Raw genomic sequence first — 18995 nt, 5'->3', positions numbered from 1 at the left:
GCCGGTCAGATGGCGACGCCCGCGCGCCGCAGGTCGGTGATCGACCCGGCCTGCGCCTGCTCGATGGCCTGCTTCGGCGACAACTGGCCGGAGACGATGTTGGCGATGGCCTTGTTCAACTGCTGGTCCACCTGCGGATAGACCGGCACCGTGCGGTACTTCATGTGCCCCTGCCTGGCCGCCAGATCGACGGCGGAGGCGATAATCTCCGAAAGGTCGTAGCCGTTCACCGTGGCGATCCGCTTGAACTCCGCGGATTCGAAGTCCGAGCGGCGGGTGGGCGAGGCGTAGCGCTCCTCCACGATGGCGCGGCGGGTGTTCCTCTTGGACAGCGCCCATTGGATGAAGGCCCAGGCGGCGTCCTTGTTCTTCGAGGCCGCCGGAATGCCCAGCCCGTGGGTGGCGACGCCGGGGAAGCGTCCGGCGGGGCCGCGCACCACCGGGCTGTACGCGACGGACGAGGCCGTCTTGCTGTTCGGCCCGCCGACCTGCGACAGGTAGGTCTGCCCGATCGCCGAATAGTTGGCCCGCCCGTTCTGCAACGCCTGGAGCGCCTGGTCCTCCGTGTAGGAGAGCACGCCGTTGGGGCCGAACTCCTTCAGAATCCGCGCGAAATATTCCGCGGCGGCAACCACTTCCGGCGTGTCGAGCACCGGTGTCAGATCATCGGGCGGGTTGCGGAAGACGTTGCCGCCGAAGGCCTGGAGGAAGGGCACGAAGGTCCAGCCGTAATGGTTGTCGGTGACGAACCCCGCCACCTTCTCCTTCCCGTGCACGGCCTTCAGCGCAGTGATCAGTTCGTCCGTCGTGTCGGGCAGGCCGAGCCCGGCGTTCTTGAACAGGTCGAAGCGCGACGCCCCGGAGATGAAGGTGTCCACGGTCCAGGGAATGCCGTAGAGCCGCCCGGCCTTGTCGCTTTCCGGCGCCCGCAGGCCCGGCAGGAAATCCTCCACGTCCCAGTCGGCGGGCGTGCGGTTCGCATCGCGGATGTAGTCGTCGAGCGGCGTGAACCAGCCGGCCCCGATCCAACGGCTGGAATAGATGAAGGTGATGTTCAGCACGTCGTAGGCGGCACCGCCCGTGGACAGCTCCAGATCCGCGCGCTGGTTGTAGACCGGAAAAGCCGGCGTGTCGTAGACGACCCTGGCGCCCGTCGCCTCCTCGAACTCCGGCAACCATTTGGTCAGGATTCGGGCAAACGGCGCGTTGAAGGTGGAAACGTTGAGCGTCACGCTGGAGAATGGCTTGGCCCCGCCATAGGCCGGCGCCTTGCCCGGAAGCAGCAGGCCGCCGCCGAAGGCCGCGGCCCCCGCCAGAAGGCGGCGGCGGGAGAATTCATGCGTCTGGGCCATGGGGATGCTCCGTATCGAATGCGGCGAAGAATGGGATGAAGGAAAGCCATCGCGTCGAAGATCCCCTCTCCCCTGAGGAGAGAGGGTTCCGGTGAAGCGGTTATTCGGCGGCGATGGACGAGGAGGCGGACTGCGGCGGCGTGACCGAGCGCAGGAAGCTCCGCCGACCGTCCACGGCGACCGGCGGTTCCCCGGTGACGGTGACGCGGCGGACGATGCGCGGCTGCTCGTCGTAATCATCCACGGCGCGGTGCTGGGTCGCCCGGTTGTCCCAGACGGCGACGTCCCCAGCGGACCAGCGCCAGCGCACCACATTCTCCGGGCGGACGACATGGTTCTGGAACAGCTCCAGCAGCAGGCGGGAGTCGGTGCTCGGCAACCCGACGATCCGCTGCACGAAATGGCCGAGGATCAGCGAGCGCTCGCCGGTTTCCGCATGGACATGGACGAGTGGGTGCTCCGTCTCGTAGCGGGTGGAGGTGAAGACGGTCTGGTAGCGGTGCAGCCCCTGTTCCGACGCGCTCTGACGGTCGCCGACATAGTCGTAGACGTTGGAGTGCAGCGCCCACAGGCGGTCCGCAAGATCGCGCAGGGGCGGCGACAGTTCGGCATAGGCGGCGGCCGTGTTGGCCCACAGCGTGTCGCCGCCGCGCTCCGGCGCGGTGACGCTGCGCAGGATGGAAATGGCGGGATAGCCGGGAACGAAGGTCACGTCGGTGTGCCAGGAGCTGGCGCGCTCGCCCCGGCTGCCGTCCACATCCAGGATGTTGGCGGTGCCCGCCAGGGACGGCACCGTCGGGTGCGGCACGAGGTTGCCGAACTGGCGACCGAACGCCTCCTGCCCGGCCTCGTCCAGATGGGTCTGCTCGCGGAAGAACAGCACCTTGTGGCGGCCCAGAGCCTGCCGGATGGCCCGCAGGACCGCCGGCGGAAGGTCGCCGGACAGCCGGACACCATGGATTTCCGCCCCGATGCGCCCCGCGACGGGACGAATGGCGAGACGGGCGATGGAGGTGCCGACGGTATCGGCGGATGCGAACTGGGTCATCGTGTCATCCCTTTCGATAGCCCGGCCGCCGCGTTTCTGTCTGTGCGATCCGGCCGTTTTTCCTTGCCCCGCATTCGCGTGGCGGTGGTCCCGGTCGGACCGTGGGCGAGCGAGCGGGCAAGGCGCGGCCTTCCGCCACTGGCGTTTGGACAATCCGGGACTGTTTGTGGAGACGATGCGGCGATCAGCGGCGCCGACAGCCGTTCCGGCAACCGCCCATGCCCGCAGGACAGGAGACGGCCGAAGGTCGGAGGTTGGCGCGCGGATCGGCGACGATTGGCATGTCCGGTCACTCCCTTGAGGACCCACGACCGTGATCGTGGCGCTTTAGCGGTTGATGACGCGGCGCAAGCTGCGATTCAAATTGCCGCGGCCGGAGGTGTCTAATGCCGACTTCATAAACCTACTCAATAAGTAGTCTATGAGTCAACAGCGTGAACGGTTTTCTGTGTAAGAAATATATTTTAACACTATAAAATTGTTTTGCTTGGCTCTTCCAACCCATTGCCGCGTCAGATGGCCATGCACGGTCCTCTCCGGACGCTCGAAGAATGGTGTGGACAGCGCATCTTGCGTCTTCGGACCGACAATGGCCCTCAACCGCCGCGCCCCCTGACCAAGCAGGTGCGAAAGCCGCCGCAACCGGCCGGAATCCGTTCGACAGCCATTGTGACCTCGTGGTTTAAGACGATGCCACGCAAGCACAACCGCGGCCCCTTGCTGCGGATCAATGAGGCCAAGCCGTGGTCCGGTGCGCGCGAGCGGGAGAGCGCAGCCCAGCCTGTTTCGCACCTCATCAGGCGGCACGAACGGATTCTGCCTGTCCTGACCGCCGGCGTGGCGGACAGGCTGCTCCGATCAACGACGAGGCGGGCGGGAGTTCCCCATGGCGACGTTACAGGAAGCGCTGGAACTTGCGGTCGAATATCATCTCCAGGGCGGATTGACGGAAGCCAAGGAGCTTTACGGACGTATCCTTGCCGTCGAGCCGGACCAGCCACACGCGCTGCACCTGTTGGGCGTGCTCCACGGGCAGGAGGGCCGCCCGTTGGAGGCGATGGCGCGGATCCGCCACGCCATCGCCAGTGCTCCGGACGTCGCCGACTTCCACGCCAACTTCGGCAAGCTGGCCATGGCGCTGGGCCGTGCGGACGAGGCGGCGGCGCTCCACCGCCGGGCGCTGATGCTGCGCCCCGGCCACCCGGATGCACTCGCCGGACTGGCCCCGATCCTGGTCCAGGGCCTCCCGACCGATGAGGCCGTGTCGGTGCTCCGCCAATTCCTGAGCCTGAAGCCCGAGGATGGCGGCCTGTGCTTCTCCCTCGCGCGGATGCTGCGGGCGCGGGGGGAGGCGACGGAAGCGGCGGCGGCCTATCGCCGTCTCATCGCGCTCGACCCCACCCATGGCGCGGCCTGCAACAACCTTGGCAACCTCCTGCGCGCCGTCGGTGCCGTGGAGCAGGCGACCATCGCCTTTCGCCGCGCCGCGCGGCTCGCGCCCGGCTCCGCGATGATGCTGGTCAATCTCGGCGCGGCGCTCGCCGAACTCGGGCGCACCGAAGCGGCGACGGAGGCATTCCGTCGGGCGATCGCCTGCCAGCCTGACGACGGCGACGCCTATGTCGGACTCGGCAGCGCGTCGTCCGGACATCGCCCTCCTGACAGAGCGCGGGTGTTGGATCACGGGTTGCGCGCCGCGCCGAACCATCCGGGACTGCTGTACGCGTTGGGTGTGCTCCACGCCGGCCGAGGCGATGACGTCGCGGCCACCGGCTTCCTGACCCAGGGCGTGGAGGTCGCACCGGATGACGCCGGGTGCCGGCTGGCCTTGTGCATCGGGCAGCTTCGCCATGTCTACGTCGACGAGGCGGAACTGGCGTCCAGACGGGAAGCCTACGCACGCCACCTCGCCGCGCTCGACCGGCTGATCGGCCCTACCGCACCGGCCGAGGCGCGGCGGAACGCCTCCGACCTCGTGGGCGCGCATTTGCCCTTCCTGCTGGCTTACCAGGGCATGGACAACCGGGCTTTGCAGGAGACCCATGGCGGCATCATGGCCGGTCTGATGGCGGCACGCCTCGGAAACCGCACCCCGACCATCCCAAAGGCGTCCAACGCATCCAGCCGCCTCCGGACGGCCCGCACGCGACTGCGGGTCGGGATCGTCTCGTCCTATTTCCACGACCATTCGGTGTGGCGGGCGATCCTGGCCGGCTGGCTCACGCAGCTCGATCCGGAACGCTTCACCCTCCTGGGATACCACGTCACCGGGGAAGAGGATGCAAGCACCGCCCTAGCCGCATCGCGTTGCGCGGTGTTCCGGCGCGGACTCGGTGCCGTGGAGCGCTGGGCGGAGACCATCGCCGCCGACCGGCCCGACGCGCTGCTGTTCCCCGAGGTCGGCATGGAACCCATGACCTATCGGCTCGCGGCGCTACGCCTCGCACCGGTGCAAGCCGTGGCGTGGGGACATCCCGACACGACGGGGCTTCCCACGCTCGACCATTACCTGTCGGGCGACCTGCTGGAGCCGCCGGACGGCGACGCCTTTTACAGCGAGCGCCTCGTCCGGCTGCCCAACCTGGGCTGTCACGTGGAGCCCACCCGGCGGCCCCTCGCGTCGGTCACGCGCGGCCGGTTCGGCCTGCCCGACGGGGCTCCGGCGTTCCTGTGCAGCCAAAGCCTGTTCAAATACCTGCCCCAGCACGACCATGTGTTTCCTTCCATCGCCGCCGCCGTCCCCGGCAGCCGGTTCCTGTTCTTCCGGCACAGCCAGGACAACGTCAGCCGCGGCTTGGAGAACCGGCTGGAACGGGCCTTCGCCTTGCAAGGGATCGACAGCCGGGAACACTGCGTCTTCGCTGACCAACTCGACCATGACGCGTATCTCGCCACGTTGCGGGTGATGGACGTCTATCTCGACAGCATCGGCTTTTCCGGATTCAACACGGCCCTGCAGGCGGTGGAGGCCAGGCTTCCGGTGGTGACCGCGCGTGGCCGCTTCATGCGCGGACGGCTTGCCGCCGCCCTGCTGGACCGCCTCGGCATGGCCGATGCCGTCACCATGAGCGCGGACGACTTCATCGAGGACGCCATTCGCCTGGGGCGCGACCCCACGGCGCGGAGCATCCGCACGGCGCGCCAGACCGCCGCGCTTCCCACCGTCTATCGCGACCGGGCGGCCATCACCGGACTGGAGCATTTTCTGACGGGGTAGTCCCGAACGTGACACCCATGGCGAAGCCCTGCCGGCATGGAAGGGCGGGGATGGCGATCTGGGTGCGGTGCATGCGGCGGCGCTGGCCTTCGGGAAAGGGATCGCGGCGGTGCATGGTCCAGCGGTTGTCCCACATCACGAGATCGCCGACCCGCCATTGGTGGTGCCAGGACAGCTCCGGGCGTACCGCCGCCTCCCACACCGCGTCGAGCAGCGCTTCGCTCTCCGCCGGCGGCAGGCCGGGGATGCAGGCGTGCGGACGGCGCCCCAAAAGCAGCGCCTTGCGCCCGGTCACCGGGTGGGCGATGACCAGCGGATGCACGGTGCCCGGCGAGGTGGCGAGGTCGGTCGGAGGCGCAAAGCCCTGCCGCAGGTAGCCGCCGCTGTTGGTCGTGCTGTCGTGCTTGATCGACAGCCCGCCGACCCGCCGCTTCAGATTCTCCGGCAGCGCGTCGTAGGCGGCGAACATGCTGATGAATCCGGTGTCCCCGCCCTCCTCCGGCACCTCCAGCGCGTAGAGGCTGCTGGCGTAGGGCGGGATCTCCAGATAGGTCATGTCGGCGTGCCAGACCGACTCCCCCGCCCCCAGCGCGCCGATGGGGCGGCCCCGCTCCGTGACGTTGGAGATGACGTAGACCTCCTCGAAGCCCGGCGCGTGCAGCCGGCCATGCTCGGTGATCGGCGCCTTGTCGAGCGGCCCGAAATGGCCGGACACCCGGACGAGGTCGGCGTCGGACAGCGTCTGGCCGCGGAACACCAGCACCAGATGGCGGTCCAGCGCCTGGGCCAGCGCGGCGGCGGTGGCGCCGTCCAGCGGCCGCGACAGGTCGATGCAACGGATCTCGGCCCCCAGCGTGGGGGAGACCGGATGGGCGGTGAAGGCGGGGTGGCTCATGGAAACGCCCTCAGCTTCCGGTGCGGTCGTGGATGTCGGCGAAGAACAGGTCGCGCCAGTCGGCGGGCCGGTTGCGGATCGAGCCGATGCGCGCCATGAAGTCGGTGAAGATGCCGATGCCGCGCGGAGCGAGGTCGTAGGACACCTCCGGATGGGCGATCATCGCCGCCACCTCCTCCTCGCCCAGCTTGGACTTTTCGATGCGGATGTAGGCGCGGGCGGCCTCCCTGGGGTCGGCCTTGATGAGGGCGACCGCGTCCTCCAGCGCCGCCAGCACCGCCTTGGTCAGCCGCGGGTTGGCCTCGTGGAAGGCGGCGGAGGTCCACAGCGCGCTGAAGGACGCCGGCCCGCCCAGCACGTCGTAGCTGCTCAGCACCTTGTGGATCTTCGGGTCGCGAAGCTGCTGGTCCTGGAAGGGCGGGCTGGTGAAGTGGGCGGTGATCTCCGTCCGGCCGGACAGCAGGGCGGCGGTGCCGTCGGGATGGGCCAGCGAGACGGTCAGCGGGTCCAGACGCGCGTGCTGGCCGGGGCCGAAGACCTGCTCGGCGGCGATCTGGAGCACGATGGCCTGATAGGAGGCGCGGACCGACGGCACGACGATGCGGTCCGTCTCGGTGAAGTCCCTCAGGCCCTTCACCTCGGGCCGGTTGGTGTTGAGATAGGCCGGCTGGGCGTTCAGGGCGGCCAGCCCGCGCAGGTTGGCGTTCCCCTTCGTTTTGTCCCAGGCGATGATGAAGGCCGGCACGCCCGCCGCCCCGAAGTCGGCGTTGCCGGACAGGGTGGCCTCGGTGATCGTCGTCGGGTTGCCGAGCGGGGTGTAGCGGACCGTCACCGCGCCCAGCCCGGCGGCGCGGGCGTGTTTCTCCACCAGCGCCTTGTCCTCCATGACGTAGAGCGGCAGGTAGCCGAGGCCGAGGTTACGGGCGAAGCGGACCTCCGTCGCCTCGGCCTTCGCGGGAGCCGGGGTCAGGCCGGTGAAGCCGACAGCGAGCAGCAGCGCGTAGCCGAGCAGCGCTCGGCGGCCCAGCGCGGAGAAGCGCGTGGAAATGGTCATGGCGTGTCCCGTTGCGGAGTTCGTCAGATGACGCGGAAATTGTGAGCGCCGTCGCGCTTCAGCTGGTCCACCAGCTCAAGCTCCCAGTCGATGTAGCCCTGCATGGCGGCGGCACTGTTGTCGGTGCCCTCGTAGGGGCGCTTGTAGACGTCGTCCGGCTCCGACCCCAAGCGCTCCAGCCCGGTGCTGAGCGGCAGCCCGGCCGCCACCCAGCCCTTCGTGCCACCCTCCAGCAGCAGCGGGACCGCTCCGGGCGGGAAGTCGGCGACGGCGTAGCGGGTCAGCGTGCCGTCCCAGCAGGTCAGCACCGGGCGCACGCCCTTCGGCAGGCGGGCGATGGTCCCGCCCAGACGCGCGCGGGTCGAGAAATACGCCCCCGGAATGTGGCCGGTGCGGTAGCGTGGGCTGCGGGCGATGTCGATCACCGCCGCCTCGCCGTTCTCCAGCAGGGCCAGCAGGTCGCGCGGCGCCACCGTCTCCGCCCCGGCGTCAGGGACGGGAGGCAGGCGGCGGTGGTCGGAGCCGCTCTCGATGCCCAGAGACGCCACGTCACCCTCCAGCACATGCACCTCCCAGCCGAGCTGCGCCAGCCAGGAGGCGGTCATGTCGGCGCGCGGGCCGCCGCCGCCCGCCGGGTCGTCGGCCAGCACGATGCGGGCGCCGCGCACCGCGACATACTCGTCCGTCGCCTGGACGAGTTGCCCGCCCGCCGCGTGGCGAAAGCCCGGCAGATGGCCGGCCTCGTACTCCTCCGGCGTGCGCACGTCGAACCGGTGCAGGGTGCGCCGCTCATCGCCGCGGAAGGCGTGCAGCGCGGCGGGGCCGATGCGCCCGACGCCGGCCCGGTCGGCCACCGCGCGGGCGGCCTTGCGGCCCTTGGCGTCGCCCTCCGGCGACACAGCCGGAAAGCGCCCGTCGCGCCCGCGGTCCAGCTCCAGCCCGGCCAGGGTCCAGCCGATGGTGCCGTTGCGCAGCGCCGCCACGCGGTTGGGAATACCGGCGTTCACCAGCGACTGCGTGCCGATGATCGAGCGGGTGCGCCCGGCGCAGTTGACGATGACCAGCGTCCGCGGGTCGGGCGCGATGTCGTGGACGCGCTTGACCAGCTCCGCCCCCGGCATGCTGATGCCGCCGGGGATCGCCATGGTCTGGAACTCCTCGTAGCGCCGGGCGTCGAGGACGACCAGATCGGCTCCGCTATCGATCAGCGTCTTCACTTCGTCGGCGGACAGCGACGGGGTGTGGCGGTGATGCTCCACCCACTCGCCGAACGCCTTGCTTGGCACGTTAACGTCCCGGTAGACCTCGAACCCGGCGGCGGTCCAGCCGGCCAGCCCGCCCTCCAGCAGCGTCACGTCGCGGTAGCCCAGCGCCTGGAGCCGCCGCGCCGCCGGCTCGGCATAGGCCTCGCCGTTGTCGTAGACGGTGATCGGCACGTCGCGCCGCGGCAGCAGATCGTAGGCCAGCAATTCCACCCGGCTGAGCGGCACCGACACGGCGAACAGCGGGTGGGCCAGCGAATAAGGGCCCTCCTCCCGCGCGTCGAGAAGGGCGACCTCCCTGCGGTCGATCCAGTCGCGGCGGATCTCCGCCGGCTTGCGGGTGGCGAGCGGTGCGATGTCGGGCATGGTTGCTTTCCGGGACCTGTTATGCGGCTTGCGGAACGGGCTTCGAGCGGTCCCACAGGTTGGGCAGGGCGCTGTTGGCGTAGCCGGAGATGAAAGGCTTGCGCTCGCCGGTCAGCGGATCGAAGACCGACCGCCGGATGGCGCCGATGTTGCCACCATAGACGTGGATGCTGATCGACGGACGGTCGGACAATGCGTTGGAAATGGCGTGGACGTCGCCGATGCGCGGCGACACCGCCTCCACCGATCCGACCGGCAGAAGGTCGGCGGCGGTGGCAAGCGGCGGGCCATCCTGCAACTCGTAACGCTGGGAATGCTCCGCCCCGCGCAGCACGCCGACGAGGCCCCAGACGGTGTGGTCGTGGATCGGCGTGCGCTGCCCCGGCCCCCAGACGAAGCTGACGACCGAGAAGCGTTCATGGGGATCGCAATGCAGCAGGTACTGCCGGTAATGGACCGGATCGGGCTGCGCGAAGGCGTCGGGCAGCCAATCGTCCACGGCGATCAGCCCGGTCAGGAGACCGCGTCCCGCGTCCAGGATGGCGGCCTCGTCGTCGCCCAGCCGCTCCACCAGACGGGTGAAGGCGACGATGAAGCCGCGCAGGCGGGACAGGTTGGGAAGGGTGGGATCGGTCATGGTGGTCGTCCGTCCGGGAATTGGGTGCGGCCGAGGCCGGGTGTGGCTGCGGATCAGGCCAGCGCGGCCACCAGAATCGGAAGGGCGGCCAGGACGACGCCGGTCCCCAAGGCCAGCCAATGGCTGAGCGGCGGCTGTTCCGCGTGCGTCCGGTGCGGCGTGAGCGTCCGGTCCGGCGCGTCGTCCGAAGGGTCTGGCGGCAGTGGCAACGGCAAGGCGCAGGACGGGCTGAGCGACGCGATCAGCATCCAGTGGAAGTCATCCGAAGCCTTCATGCCTAGTCTCCTGCTTAAAGGGGAGAGGAGGGGGGAGCGTCGCCGGACGGTCGCCGCACCAGAAACAACAGTTGTTAATGGTGTTATTTTTCTTATTCCATATAGGAAAATAGTTTTTAAGCTCGGCGTCAAGCGTGTGCTTTGCCCCGAGCGCGGTTTTCCGCTGGTAGCGACGTGAACGGGGCAACGCGATCTCAGGAAGATGGGGCGGGAAGACGGGGCGGGTGTCTGCCCCGGCTGACGGCACGCCCCTCCCCTCCTCTGTGCAACGGCGCCTCACACAATCGCCGGCTCCTTCTCCAGCTCCTCGCCACTGGCGAAGCGGGCCGGGGACAGGCGGGCGAACCAGTCCGGAACGGCCTGCCCGTCGACGAGGTGGGCAAGCAGGCGCCCCGCCGCGGGAGCGGTCATGAAGCCCTTGGCCCCCGACAGCGCGACGAACAGGCCGGGCAATGGCATTGTCACGTTAACTTGGATTGGACGTACGAGGAGGTCGAATGGCCGTAATACCGACGGCGTGTGAAGGCTTCCATTGAGGCTGGCCCGATCCACCTGATTTGGCATGGGCAGCAAGGTTCACCTGGTTCATCACCTTGACGCCGATGAGTTGCATCGGCTGTACAAGGCCGCGACGGATGCGACGGAGCGGACGCATCTGCAAATCATCTGGCTGCTGACCAGTGGGCGCTCGGCCCAGTTCGTGGCCGAGGTGACGGGGTACACGCCGCGCTGGGTCAGCGTCATCGTGGGACGCTATAACGAGGCCGGGGTTGCGGGGCTGGGTGACCAGCGCCAGTTCAACCCCGGCGCCAGACCGCTGCTCGACGAAAACCAGCGACAAAGCCTGAGGACTAGCCTGGCCGATCCGCCGCCCGGCCGCGGTTTGTGGACGGGCCACTCGGTCGCCCAGTGGATCGCCGGCATGCTTGGCCGGCTCGTCTCACCCCGGCGCGGCACCGATTATCTGGGCCGGCTCGGCTTCACCCGCCAAATACCGCGCCCCCGCCATGCCGAAGCCGATCCCTTGGCCCAGGAGGTCTTCAAGGCCCGGTTCCGCCGCCGTGTGCAGGCCCTCCAGCAGGAAGACCCGGACACACCCTTGGAGGTGTGGGCGATGGATGAGCATCGCGTCGGGCTGAAGCCGGTGCTCCGCCGAGTGTGGGCGCCGCGCGGCCGCCGGCCGGTGGCGCGCGGCCACCAGCGCTTCGAGTGGATGTATCTCGCGGGCTTCGTACGGCCGAGCACCGGACAGGTGATCTGGTTTCTCGTCGATGGCCTCGATGCGCCCATGTTCGGTGCTATCCTGGACGCCTTTGCCCGCGAGGTCGGGGCCGGGCCCACCAAGCAGGTGCTCATCGTCCTCGATGGCGCGGGCTGGCATGTCGCCGGCTCGCTGGACATCCCGGAGGGCATCACGCTGGAGTTCTTACCCCCGTATTCCCCCGAATTGCAGCCCGCCGAGCATCTCTGGCCACTGACCAACGAGACGATCGCCAACACCTACTTCGAGGATCTCGATGCCCTCGATCAAGCACTCGCCGATCGCTGCTGCGGTCTCGCCGATGATCCCGACCGTATCCGCGCCGCCACATGGTTCCACTGGTGGCCGCAATTCGCATGAATTCCAAGCAATGGAAGCCTTCATGCGCCATCGGTATGACGCCGGCTCTGCACCAAGATATCGAGCACCGAGCCGTGCTGATCGACGGCGCGCCAAAGATAGTGCTGCACTCCATTGATCCTGATGAACACTTCGTCCAAGTGCCAACGATCGCCGGGCCGTGGGCGCCGACGGCGCAGCCGGTTGGCAAAGGTCTGGGCGAACTTGCGACACCAGCGCCGAACCGTCTCGTAGGAGACCTCGACACCGCGCTCGGCCAGGAGCAGTTCGACATCGCGGAAGCTGAGCGGGAACGTGTGGTACAGCCAAACTGCGTGCGCGATCAGCTCGGCTGGGAAGCGGTGGCGGTAGTGGGGATCGGGCTCGCGTCTCATCCCGCTACCATGCCCGGCGCACCTCCGGCTCGCCAGCCCCGCAGTTTATGTGACGATGCCCACCGGAAACCGGAGAGATTACAAGTTTCCGGCACCATCCCAAACCATCAGCGGCCAATGTAAATCGGCTTACGTTTTTCGGCAAAGGCCTGCCGCCCCTCGCGGCGGTCAGCCGTGTCGCGCAGCAGGCTCCAGGCCAGTTCCGTCAGTTGGAACGCCTGAAGACTTGGCAGCGTCGTGGTTTGGCTGGCCAGCATCTTGATCATTTGAACCGCCAGCGGGCCATTGTCGGCGATACGGCGTGCGAGCGCATTGGTCTCGTCGGCAAAACGTTCCGCGGGCCAGACGTCGCTGACGAGGCCGATGGCGAGCGCCCGTTGCGCGTCGATGCGCTCGCCGGTCAGCAGCATCCGCATCGCGACGGCGCGAGGGATGGCCCGCATCAGGTTGGTCGCTCCGCCTCCGCCGGGCACGCTCGCCACCGCCACCTCGGGCAGACCGAAAGATGCCTTGCCCGATGCGACAACGAGGTCGCATTGCAGAGCCAGTTCCAATCCTCCGCCAAGGCAGTATCCGTCGACGGCTGCAATCAACGGCTTACGGATCTGCAGGCCGGAGAGGTCGAACAGGCGGATGTAGAGCCCGTTCTCGCCTGACTGTTCCAGATCCAGGGGAAAGGCCTCGGCGACGCCCGCATCGCTGGCCGGAGCGGAAGTGAGATCGGCGCCGACACAAAAGGCCCGACCGCCCGCACCGGTGATCACGATGACGTTCACGGACGGATCGGACGAAAGGCCGGCCAGATGCCGCCGCAGCGCCCGCAGATGCTCCGGGTCGAGGGCGTTGAGCTTTTCGGCGCGGTCGATCGTGATTGTGCCAATCCGATCCTCGACGTTGCTGGTGATGGTCATGGCGCACCTCTCCTTCAGACGCTGGGGCTTGAGAGCGACCGGCCGCCGCACACGTAGAGAAGCTGGCCAGTGATGTAGGAATTCGTGCGCGCCGCGAAGAACAGAACCGCCTGGGCGATGTCCTCCGGTGTGCCGATCCGCTGCACGGGAACGCTCGTCTTCAAGCGCTCCTGCACATCCTCCCTGAACGTGCGGAACAAGGGCGTGTCGACGATGCCCGGAGCGACGGCGTTTACGGTGACACCCTTTGCAGCGAACTCGATCGCCAGGCTGCGTGTGAGGCTGACCACACCGCCTTTGGCCGCCGAATAGTTCGCCTGACCGAAGCCGCCGAGCCAAGCGCGCGAGGAGATGTTGATGATCCGGCCATAGCCGCGCTCGACCATGCCGGGCAGGACCGCCTTGCAGGTGAGGAACTGCGATTTGAGATTGGTCGCCACCACGGCGTCCCAATCCTCTTCCTCCATGGCAAAAAGCCGCTTGTCACGGACGATGCCGGCGTTGTTGACCAGCACGTCGATGCGGCCGAACTCCGCCGTGACCGCGGCGACGGCCTCTTCGACCTCGATGCGGCTGGTGACGTCCACGGCGACCGGGACTGCCCGCGCACCGCTGCTGTCGCGCAGTGTGACGGCCGCCTCGTCCAGTGTCGCCCGGTCACGGTCGAACAGAGCGACGTCGTAACCCTTGCTCGCCATGAGGCGGGCGATGCCGAAGCCGATGCCACGGGCTCCGCCCGTGACGACGACGATATCCCTCGCTTCCATGGCTTACACCCCCAGAATATGGACAGAGGACGCCGCATGGTCGACGCCGGCGATTCCGCCACCGGTGCATTGCGTCAGACCGATGCGGGCCCCTTCGACCTGACGCCCGTCGGCACGGCCCTGAAGCTGCCAAGCGATCTCCACCATCTGCGCGACGCCGGTGGCGCCCAGCGGATGACCCTTGGCGAGCAGGCCGCCGCTCGGATTGACGGGAACGCGGCCACCGAGCGCGGTGTCCCCACGCCGCAGCATATCGGCGCTCCCGCCCTTCTCGCAGAGGCCGAGCGCTTCGTAATAGAGAAGTTCGGCAATGGTGAAGGCGTCGTGCAGCTCGACGACACCGACGTCCCGCGGGCCGACGCCAGCCTCCTCGTAGGCGAGCCGCGCCGTGCGGGCGGTGATTTCCGCGTCAAGGATGTCGTCGCAGCCCTCTTCGAGATGGCCGGACTGGACGGCGGAGCCGAGAACACGCACTGGACGCCGGGAGGATGCCGGCTTCACCGTCGTCAGCACGAGGGCGGCGGCCCCATCGACCTGCGACGGGCAGCATTGCAGCAGCGTCAGCGGCTCCGCGACGGGGCGGGAATTCAGCACCTCCTCCACCGTGACCTCCTTGCGCTGCTGGGCGTAGGGGTTGCGCGCGCCGTGGACGCGGTTCTTCACGGCGATGCGGGCGAGGATTTCCGGCGTCTCCCGGCGCTCATGAAGATAGCGGCTGCCGCGCATGGCATAGACCGTGGGCAGCGTCATGCCCTGTGCCGCGTAAAGCTCCGTCTTGTAGTCGTTGCGCTGGAGGGGGATGGTGCCGCCACCCAGCCGGGTCAGCTGTTCCACGCCCCAGACGAGCACGGTGTCGTACAGGCCGAGGCGCAGCGCCTGACAGGCGAGATGCACGGCGGTGGCGCCGCTGGCGCAGGCATTCTCCACGTTGTAGAGCGCCGGCCCCGTGATGCCGAGATCGCGCATCAGCACCTGCCCCAGCACCATGCCGCCATAGACGTTGGCGTTGTAGAAGGCCTGGATGCGATTCTGGTCCGCACCAGCGTCGGCAAGCGCCCCCAGCACGGCGGCCTGCGCCAGATCCTGCATGGATCGGGCGTCATGACGCCCGAACGGTGTCATCGCGACCCCGGCAATGTAGACGTCGCGGCTCATGGAACGGCCTCCTCTGCGGGAACGAACACATAGCGGGCGTTGCCGTCCGCGGACTCGTCGATGACGGCTTCCAGCCGCGCTCCGATGGACGGGCGCACACCCTCCGGCAGGTCCAGCCGGCCGAAAACCCGGACCTCTTCCGGAAAATCCGCATAGACGAGAGCGAACGGAGCCTGGCCGGTCTTCGGGTTGGGGTGGATGATGGTGTGGCTGTAGAGCCGGGCATGGGACGACAAGGTCACCGGCTCGTAGCGCGGCGCGGCCGGCGACGCGGCCGGCACGCGCGGAAACACGCAGCGGCCCGTTTCCCGGTGGCGTGAGGCGGCCAGCCGGTGCGCGCCGTTGCTCCGGTCGAGCCAGGACGGCTCCGGATGCGGGTTCTCTCCGTTCGGCCCTTCCATGGGTCCTCCCCTTCCTTTGGATGCGCAGCGCAGCGCTGCGATGATGAGAGGATAGGTGAGGAAAGCCCGGCATTCAGAACGACAATGCGGCAAGCATGGTTGAGCGAAACTCAACAGGAACGCTGGTTGCCGACAGGCGGGCGGAACGACGAAAAGGACCGTGGCTGCCGGGAAAACCCGGCAGCCACGGTCCTTCGTTCAGAAGACGATATGCGCTTGCGATGCGGGAGGCGTTACCCGGCGGTCGCCGGCAAGTCGGTCGACAGCGAAAGCTCCCGCCACGCATCGAGTTCCCTTGCGACCGTCGCGTTCTTGCGCTCGATGTGGGCCACCGTGTCGCTGCCCACCGCCAGCCGCACCGGCGGATTCTCGGCACCAGCAAGCGTGAGCATCGCCTTGGCGAACTTGGTGGGATCGCCGGGCTGGGCGTGGTTGGCATCCGCCGCGAAACGGCGCATGGCTCCCACCGTCTCGGCGTAGTCGGCGATCTCAGCGCTCACCGCCAGCGATTGCCCGTCCAGGAAATCGGTGCGGAAGAAGCCCGGCTCCACGACGGTCGCCTTGACGCCGAGGGGGGCGAGTTCGGCGGCGAGCGCCTCGGTGATGCCTTCCACCGCAAACTTGGTGGAACCGTAGACGCCCCAGCCGACGAAGGCCCCGTAGCCGCCGATGGACGAGATGTTGATGACATGACCCGAACGCTGGCGCCGCATGTGCGGCAGCACGGCCCGGGTCACGGCGAGAAGGCCGAAGACGTTGGTCGCGAAGATCTTCTCGACTTCGGGACCGCTCGACTCCTCGACCGCGCCGAGCAGGCCGTAACCGGCGTTGTTGACCAGCACGTCGATCCGACCGAAGCGTTCCACAGCCGCCGCGGCTGCGGCCTGGGCTTGAGCCTCGTCCGTCACGTCGAGCGCCACGGGGAGCAGGTTGGGATGATCGCCGATCCGCTCGGTGACCGCCTTCGGGTTGCGGGCGGTCGCGACGACCGCATCGCCGGCGGCGAGGGCTTCGGCAGCGATGAGCGAACCGAAACCGCGGGAAGCACCCGTGATGAACCACACACGCATGGAGCGTCTCCTCTTCTCAGGAACAATGGAACGAAGGGTGGTCTTTGTGACGGAGCGGCCGGGGATGAAAGCCCGTCCGTTTCTCCTGGCCCCGCCGGTCCGGCGTGGTGAGGAAAAGCTACGCCCCGGCGCCGACCCGAACAATCCGCCGCCTTTTTCACAGGCTGTTGCACGGCGTTCAGCAATGGAGGGGGTGGAGCGCCGCGAACGGGTCCGAATTTACCGTTGACCAAAGCGCAACAGCGGATCAATCCTAATGCCATGGATCGGCTTCCCCCACTCAACCCGTTGCGCGCCTTCGAAGCCGCCGGCCGGCTCAGGAGCATCCGCAAGGCTGCGGATGAACTGTCCGTCACGCCGGGTGCGGTGAGCCGTCAGGTGCAGAGCCTGGAAAGCCATCTCGGCACGCCGCTCTTCCGCCGGGAGCCGCGGGAAATCGTCCTGACGCCCGAAGGGGAGCAGTATCTGGCGGCGATCACGCTGCATTTCGACGGCATCCGCGAGGCCACCCGGAAGCTCACCGGCCAGACGACCATCGAGGTCGTCCGAATCCGCGCCTACACGACTTTCGCGGTCAAATGGCTGATTCCACGCCTATCGTCGTTCCATGCGGACAACAGGACCACCGAGGTGCGCCTCACGACCTCCGTGGAGGCGGTGGATTTCGACCGGGAAAACCTCGACGGCGCCATCCGGCTGGGGGACGGCAACTGGCCTGGCGTCGAGGTGGACCGGCTCATCGCGAACGAACTGGTCCCGTTGTGCAGCCCCGCCCTGCGGCGGCGCGCGGGTTTGAAAAAGGTCGGCGACCTTACGGGTCAGACGCTGCTTCACTCGCTGGTGCGGCTCGACGACTGGCGCTACTGGTTGGAAGCGGCGGGCGCCGAGGGCATCGATCCCTATGCCGGGCCGAAATACGCGAGTTCCACGCTCGCCTATCAGGCGGCCCTGGAAGGCCAGGGCGTCATGATCGCGCAGAAGGCGCTATTCGCCGAGGATCTGCGTGCCCGCCGTCTGGTGCAGCCCTTCGGACCGCCGCTCGACCGCGGAGAGTTCACCTATTACTTCATCTATCCCCGCAACCGGATGCGCAACCCGGCTTTCCGCCGGTTCCGGGAGTGGCTTCTGGCGCAAACCCGGACGTAGGCGTCGGCCAAGACATGCGAAAGGGCGGCTGACGGGCATCCGCCAGCCGCCCCTCGGGGAGAGAACCGATCAGGGCAGCGGCTTGCCCTTGGTTTCCGGCATGAGCGTGTAGACGATCCCGCCGATCACACTGATGGCCGCGAGGTAAATCCACACGAGGTGGCCGTATCCCCAGCCGCCCATGGCCGTGATCAGGTAGGGCGCGGTTCCGCCGAACAGCGTGACGGACAGGGCATAGGGCAGCGCGATGCCGGTGACCCGCACTTCGGTCGGAAATTGCTCGGCCATCGTGACGGCCCCGGCCCCGGCGAAGCCGGTCATGAGCACCATGGCGACCGTCTGGATCGCCACCAGTTCGGGAAAGCTGGTGGCCGGGGAGAGCAGCGCGAGGCTCGGCCAAGCGTAGAGGGCGGAGCTGAAGGCGAAGGCGATCAGGACCGGGCGCCGCCCGATCCGGTCGGCAAGCATGCCGACGAAGGGGATCAGGACGAGCGACACGGTGACCGAAACGATGCCGGCCAGGAGCGTCTGGCTCATCGGCAGGCCGGTGACGAGGTGCGCGTGGCTCGGGTAATTCACCATCCACACGTAGTTGAGCAGATTGCCGGCCATGGCGATGCCGATGACGCGGAGGGCGTCGCGCGGATGCTTGCGGAACACGTCGATCATCGGGTGCCGTTGGACGCCCTCCGTGGCCGCCCGCTTCTTGAAGACCTCGGTCTCACCGACGGAGAGCCGAATCCACAACGTGACCAGGCCCAGCAGCCCAGCGATGATGAAGGCGGCGCGCCATCCCCAGGACGACAGCCCCCCATCGCTCCCGATGACCGTGAAGGAGAAGGCGAGCACGAAGGAGATCAGCGTGCCCGCGTTGATGGCGAACCATTGCCAGGACCCGGCGAAGGCCCGGCGGTCCGCGGGCGCGGATTCGATCAGGAAGGTGGAGGCGGAGCCGAATTCCCCGCCAGCCGAGAATCCCTGCGTCAGGCGCGCCAGCACGAGGATGATCGGGGCGGCCAGACCAATCTGGTCGTAGGTCGGGCAGACGCCGATCACGAAGGACGCGCCCGACATGAGCAGGATGGACAGGGTCAGGCCCTTCTTGCGGCCGTGGCGGTCAGCAAAGGCGCCGAGGACCGCGCCGCCGACCGGCCTCATGATGAAGCCGACCGCGAAGATGGCGAAAACCGAAAGAAGGGCGGTGAAGGAGTTGCCCGCCGGAAAGAACTTGTTCGCGAGGATCGACGCGAAAATCGCATAGATCACCCAGTCCGTGTATTCGACAATCGTGCCCGCTGTTGCGGCGATGATCGCCTTCTTCTGAGCGGCGGTCAGCCGCCGGACGACGGCGTCGTCCGATGACGGATTGTCCGATAACGGATTGTCCGATGACGCGAAGATCGCTGCGGAATTCGGCGCACGCGCCGCCTCCAACCGTTCCATT

17 protein-coding genes and 1 pseudogene are annotated in these 18995 nt (G+C 67.9%); 3 read left to right on the top strand and 15 right to left on the bottom strand.

Annotation, left to right across the window (positions count from 1 at the left end):
• Positions 1-5 precede the first annotated feature (5 nt).
• Positions 6-1352, bottom strand: coding sequence for an ABC transporter substrate-binding protein (locus ACWPXE_RS24415; RefSeq protein ID WP_454019899.1), 1347 nt, complete (start codon positions 1350-1352; stop codon positions 6-8).
• Between the two features lie 100 nt (positions 1353-1452).
• On the bottom strand, positions 1453-2400 hold the full coding sequence (locus ACWPXE_RS24410; protein WP_454019898.1) for a TauD/TfdA dioxygenase family protein: 948 nt from the start codon (positions 2398-2400) through the stop codon (positions 1453-1455).
• Between the two features lie 886 nt (positions 2401-3286).
• Between ACWPXE_RS24410 and ACWPXE_RS24405 the strand changes: the two genes are divergently transcribed.
• Positions 3287-5617 (top strand): tetratricopeptide repeat protein, encoded by a 2331-nt coding sequence (locus ACWPXE_RS24405; protein ID WP_454019897.1) that lies wholly within the window; start codon positions 3287-3289, stop codon positions 5615-5617.
• On the opposite strand, the gene ACWPXE_RS24400 is transcribed toward ACWPXE_RS24405, so the two are convergent.
• The 6 genes from ACWPXE_RS24400 to ACWPXE_RS24375 form a co-directional block, all read right to left on the bottom strand.
• On the bottom strand, positions 5586-6512 hold the full coding sequence (locus tag ACWPXE_RS24400; RefSeq protein ID WP_454019896.1) for a TauD/TfdA dioxygenase family protein: 927 nt from the start codon (positions 6510-6512) through the stop codon (positions 5586-5588). The genes ACWPXE_RS24405 and ACWPXE_RS24400 overlap by 32 nt on opposite strands.
• A 10-nt stretch (positions 6513-6522) precedes the next feature.
• The gene (locus ACWPXE_RS24395; RefSeq protein WP_454019895.1) at positions 6523-7566 is read right to left on the bottom strand and encodes an ABC transporter substrate-binding protein; all 1044 of its coding nucleotides are present in this window, start codon (positions 7564-7566) and stop codon (positions 6523-6525) included.
• Positions 7567-7589: 23 nt separating this feature from the next.
• Positions 7590-9194 (bottom strand): rhodanese-like domain-containing protein, encoded by a 1605-nt coding sequence (locus tag ACWPXE_RS24390; protein ID WP_454019894.1) that lies wholly within the window; start codon positions 9192-9194, stop codon positions 7590-7592.
• A gap of 19 nt (positions 9195-9213) precedes the next feature.
• Positions 9214-9831, bottom strand: coding sequence for a cysteine dioxygenase (locus ACWPXE_RS24385; RefSeq protein WP_454019893.1), 618 nt, complete (start codon positions 9829-9831; stop codon positions 9214-9216).
• A gap of 53 nt (positions 9832-9884) precedes the next feature.
• Positions 9885-10106 (bottom strand): hypothetical protein, encoded by a 222-nt coding sequence (locus ACWPXE_RS24380; protein ID WP_454019892.1) that lies wholly within the window; start codon positions 10104-10106, stop codon positions 9885-9887.
• Between the two features lie 276 nt (positions 10107-10382).
• Positions 10383-10565, bottom strand: coding sequence for a hypothetical protein (locus ACWPXE_RS24375; protein WP_454019891.1), 183 nt, complete (start codon positions 10563-10565; stop codon positions 10383-10385).
• A 103-nt stretch (positions 10566-10668) separates the two neighbouring features.
• Here ACWPXE_RS24375 and ACWPXE_RS24370 point away from each other — a divergent pair, with 103 nt between their 5' ends.
• Entirely contained in the window at positions 10669-11727 is a 1059-nt protein-coding gene (locus ACWPXE_RS24370) for an IS630 family transposase (protein ID WP_454018128.1), read from the top strand.
• 32 nt (positions 11728-11759) lie between these two features.
• Here the strand turns inward: ACWPXE_RS24370 and ACWPXE_RS24365 are convergent.
• The 6 genes and pseudogenes from ACWPXE_RS24365 to ACWPXE_RS24340 form a co-directional block, all read right to left on the bottom strand.
• Positions 11760-12101, bottom strand: a pseudogene (locus ACWPXE_RS24365) (IS6 family transposase); the annotation flags it as partial.
• Positions 12102-12208: 107 nt separating this feature from the next.
• Positions 12209-13012, bottom strand: coding sequence for an enoyl-CoA hydratase/isomerase family protein (locus ACWPXE_RS24360; protein ID WP_454019890.1), 804 nt, complete (start codon positions 13010-13012; stop codon positions 12209-12211).
• A gap of 14 nt (positions 13013-13026) precedes the next feature.
• Positions 13027-13779: an SDR family oxidoreductase gene (locus tag ACWPXE_RS24355; protein ID WP_454019889.1), complete on the bottom strand. Its 753-nt coding sequence runs from the start codon at positions 13777-13779 to the stop codon at positions 13027-13029.
• Positions 13780-13782: 3 nt separating this feature from the next.
• On the bottom strand, positions 13783-14934 hold the full coding sequence (locus tag ACWPXE_RS24350; protein WP_454019888.1) for a thiolase family protein: 1152 nt from the start codon (positions 14932-14934) through the stop codon (positions 13783-13785).
• Positions 14931-15335, bottom strand: a complete 405-nt coding sequence (locus tag ACWPXE_RS24345; protein WP_454019887.1) for a Zn-ribbon domain-containing OB-fold protein — start codon at positions 15333-15335, stop codon at positions 14931-14933. The genes ACWPXE_RS24350 and ACWPXE_RS24345 overlap by 4 nt, the downstream gene beginning before the upstream one ends.
• Positions 15336-15568: 233 nt before the next feature.
• Positions 15569-16405 (bottom strand): oxidoreductase, encoded by an 837-nt coding sequence (locus tag ACWPXE_RS24340; RefSeq protein ID WP_059399760.1) that lies wholly within the window; start codon positions 16403-16405, stop codon positions 15569-15571.
• A gap of 261 nt (positions 16406-16666) precedes the next feature.
• On the opposite strand from ACWPXE_RS24340, the gene gcvA reads away from it, so the two are divergent.
• A complete protein-coding gene (gcvA, locus tag ACWPXE_RS24335) occupies positions 16667-17551 on the top strand; it encodes a transcriptional regulator GcvA (protein ID WP_454019886.1) in 885 nt (294 codons plus the stop codon).
• A gap of 69 nt (positions 17552-17620) precedes the next feature.
• Here gcvA and ACWPXE_RS24330 read toward each other — a convergent pair whose 3' ends face one another.
• On the bottom strand, positions 17621-18994 hold the full coding sequence (locus ACWPXE_RS24330) for an MFS transporter (RefSeq protein ID WP_454019885.1): 1374 nt from the start codon (positions 18992-18994) through the stop codon (positions 17621-17623).
• Between the last annotated feature and the right edge of the window lies 1 nt (position 18995).

This window comes from Azospirillum sp. Marseille-Q6669, assembly GCF_965111635.1.
The sequence above is the reverse complement of the archived record's forward strand: the minus strand, read 5'-3'. Positions and strand labels throughout refer to the sequence as shown.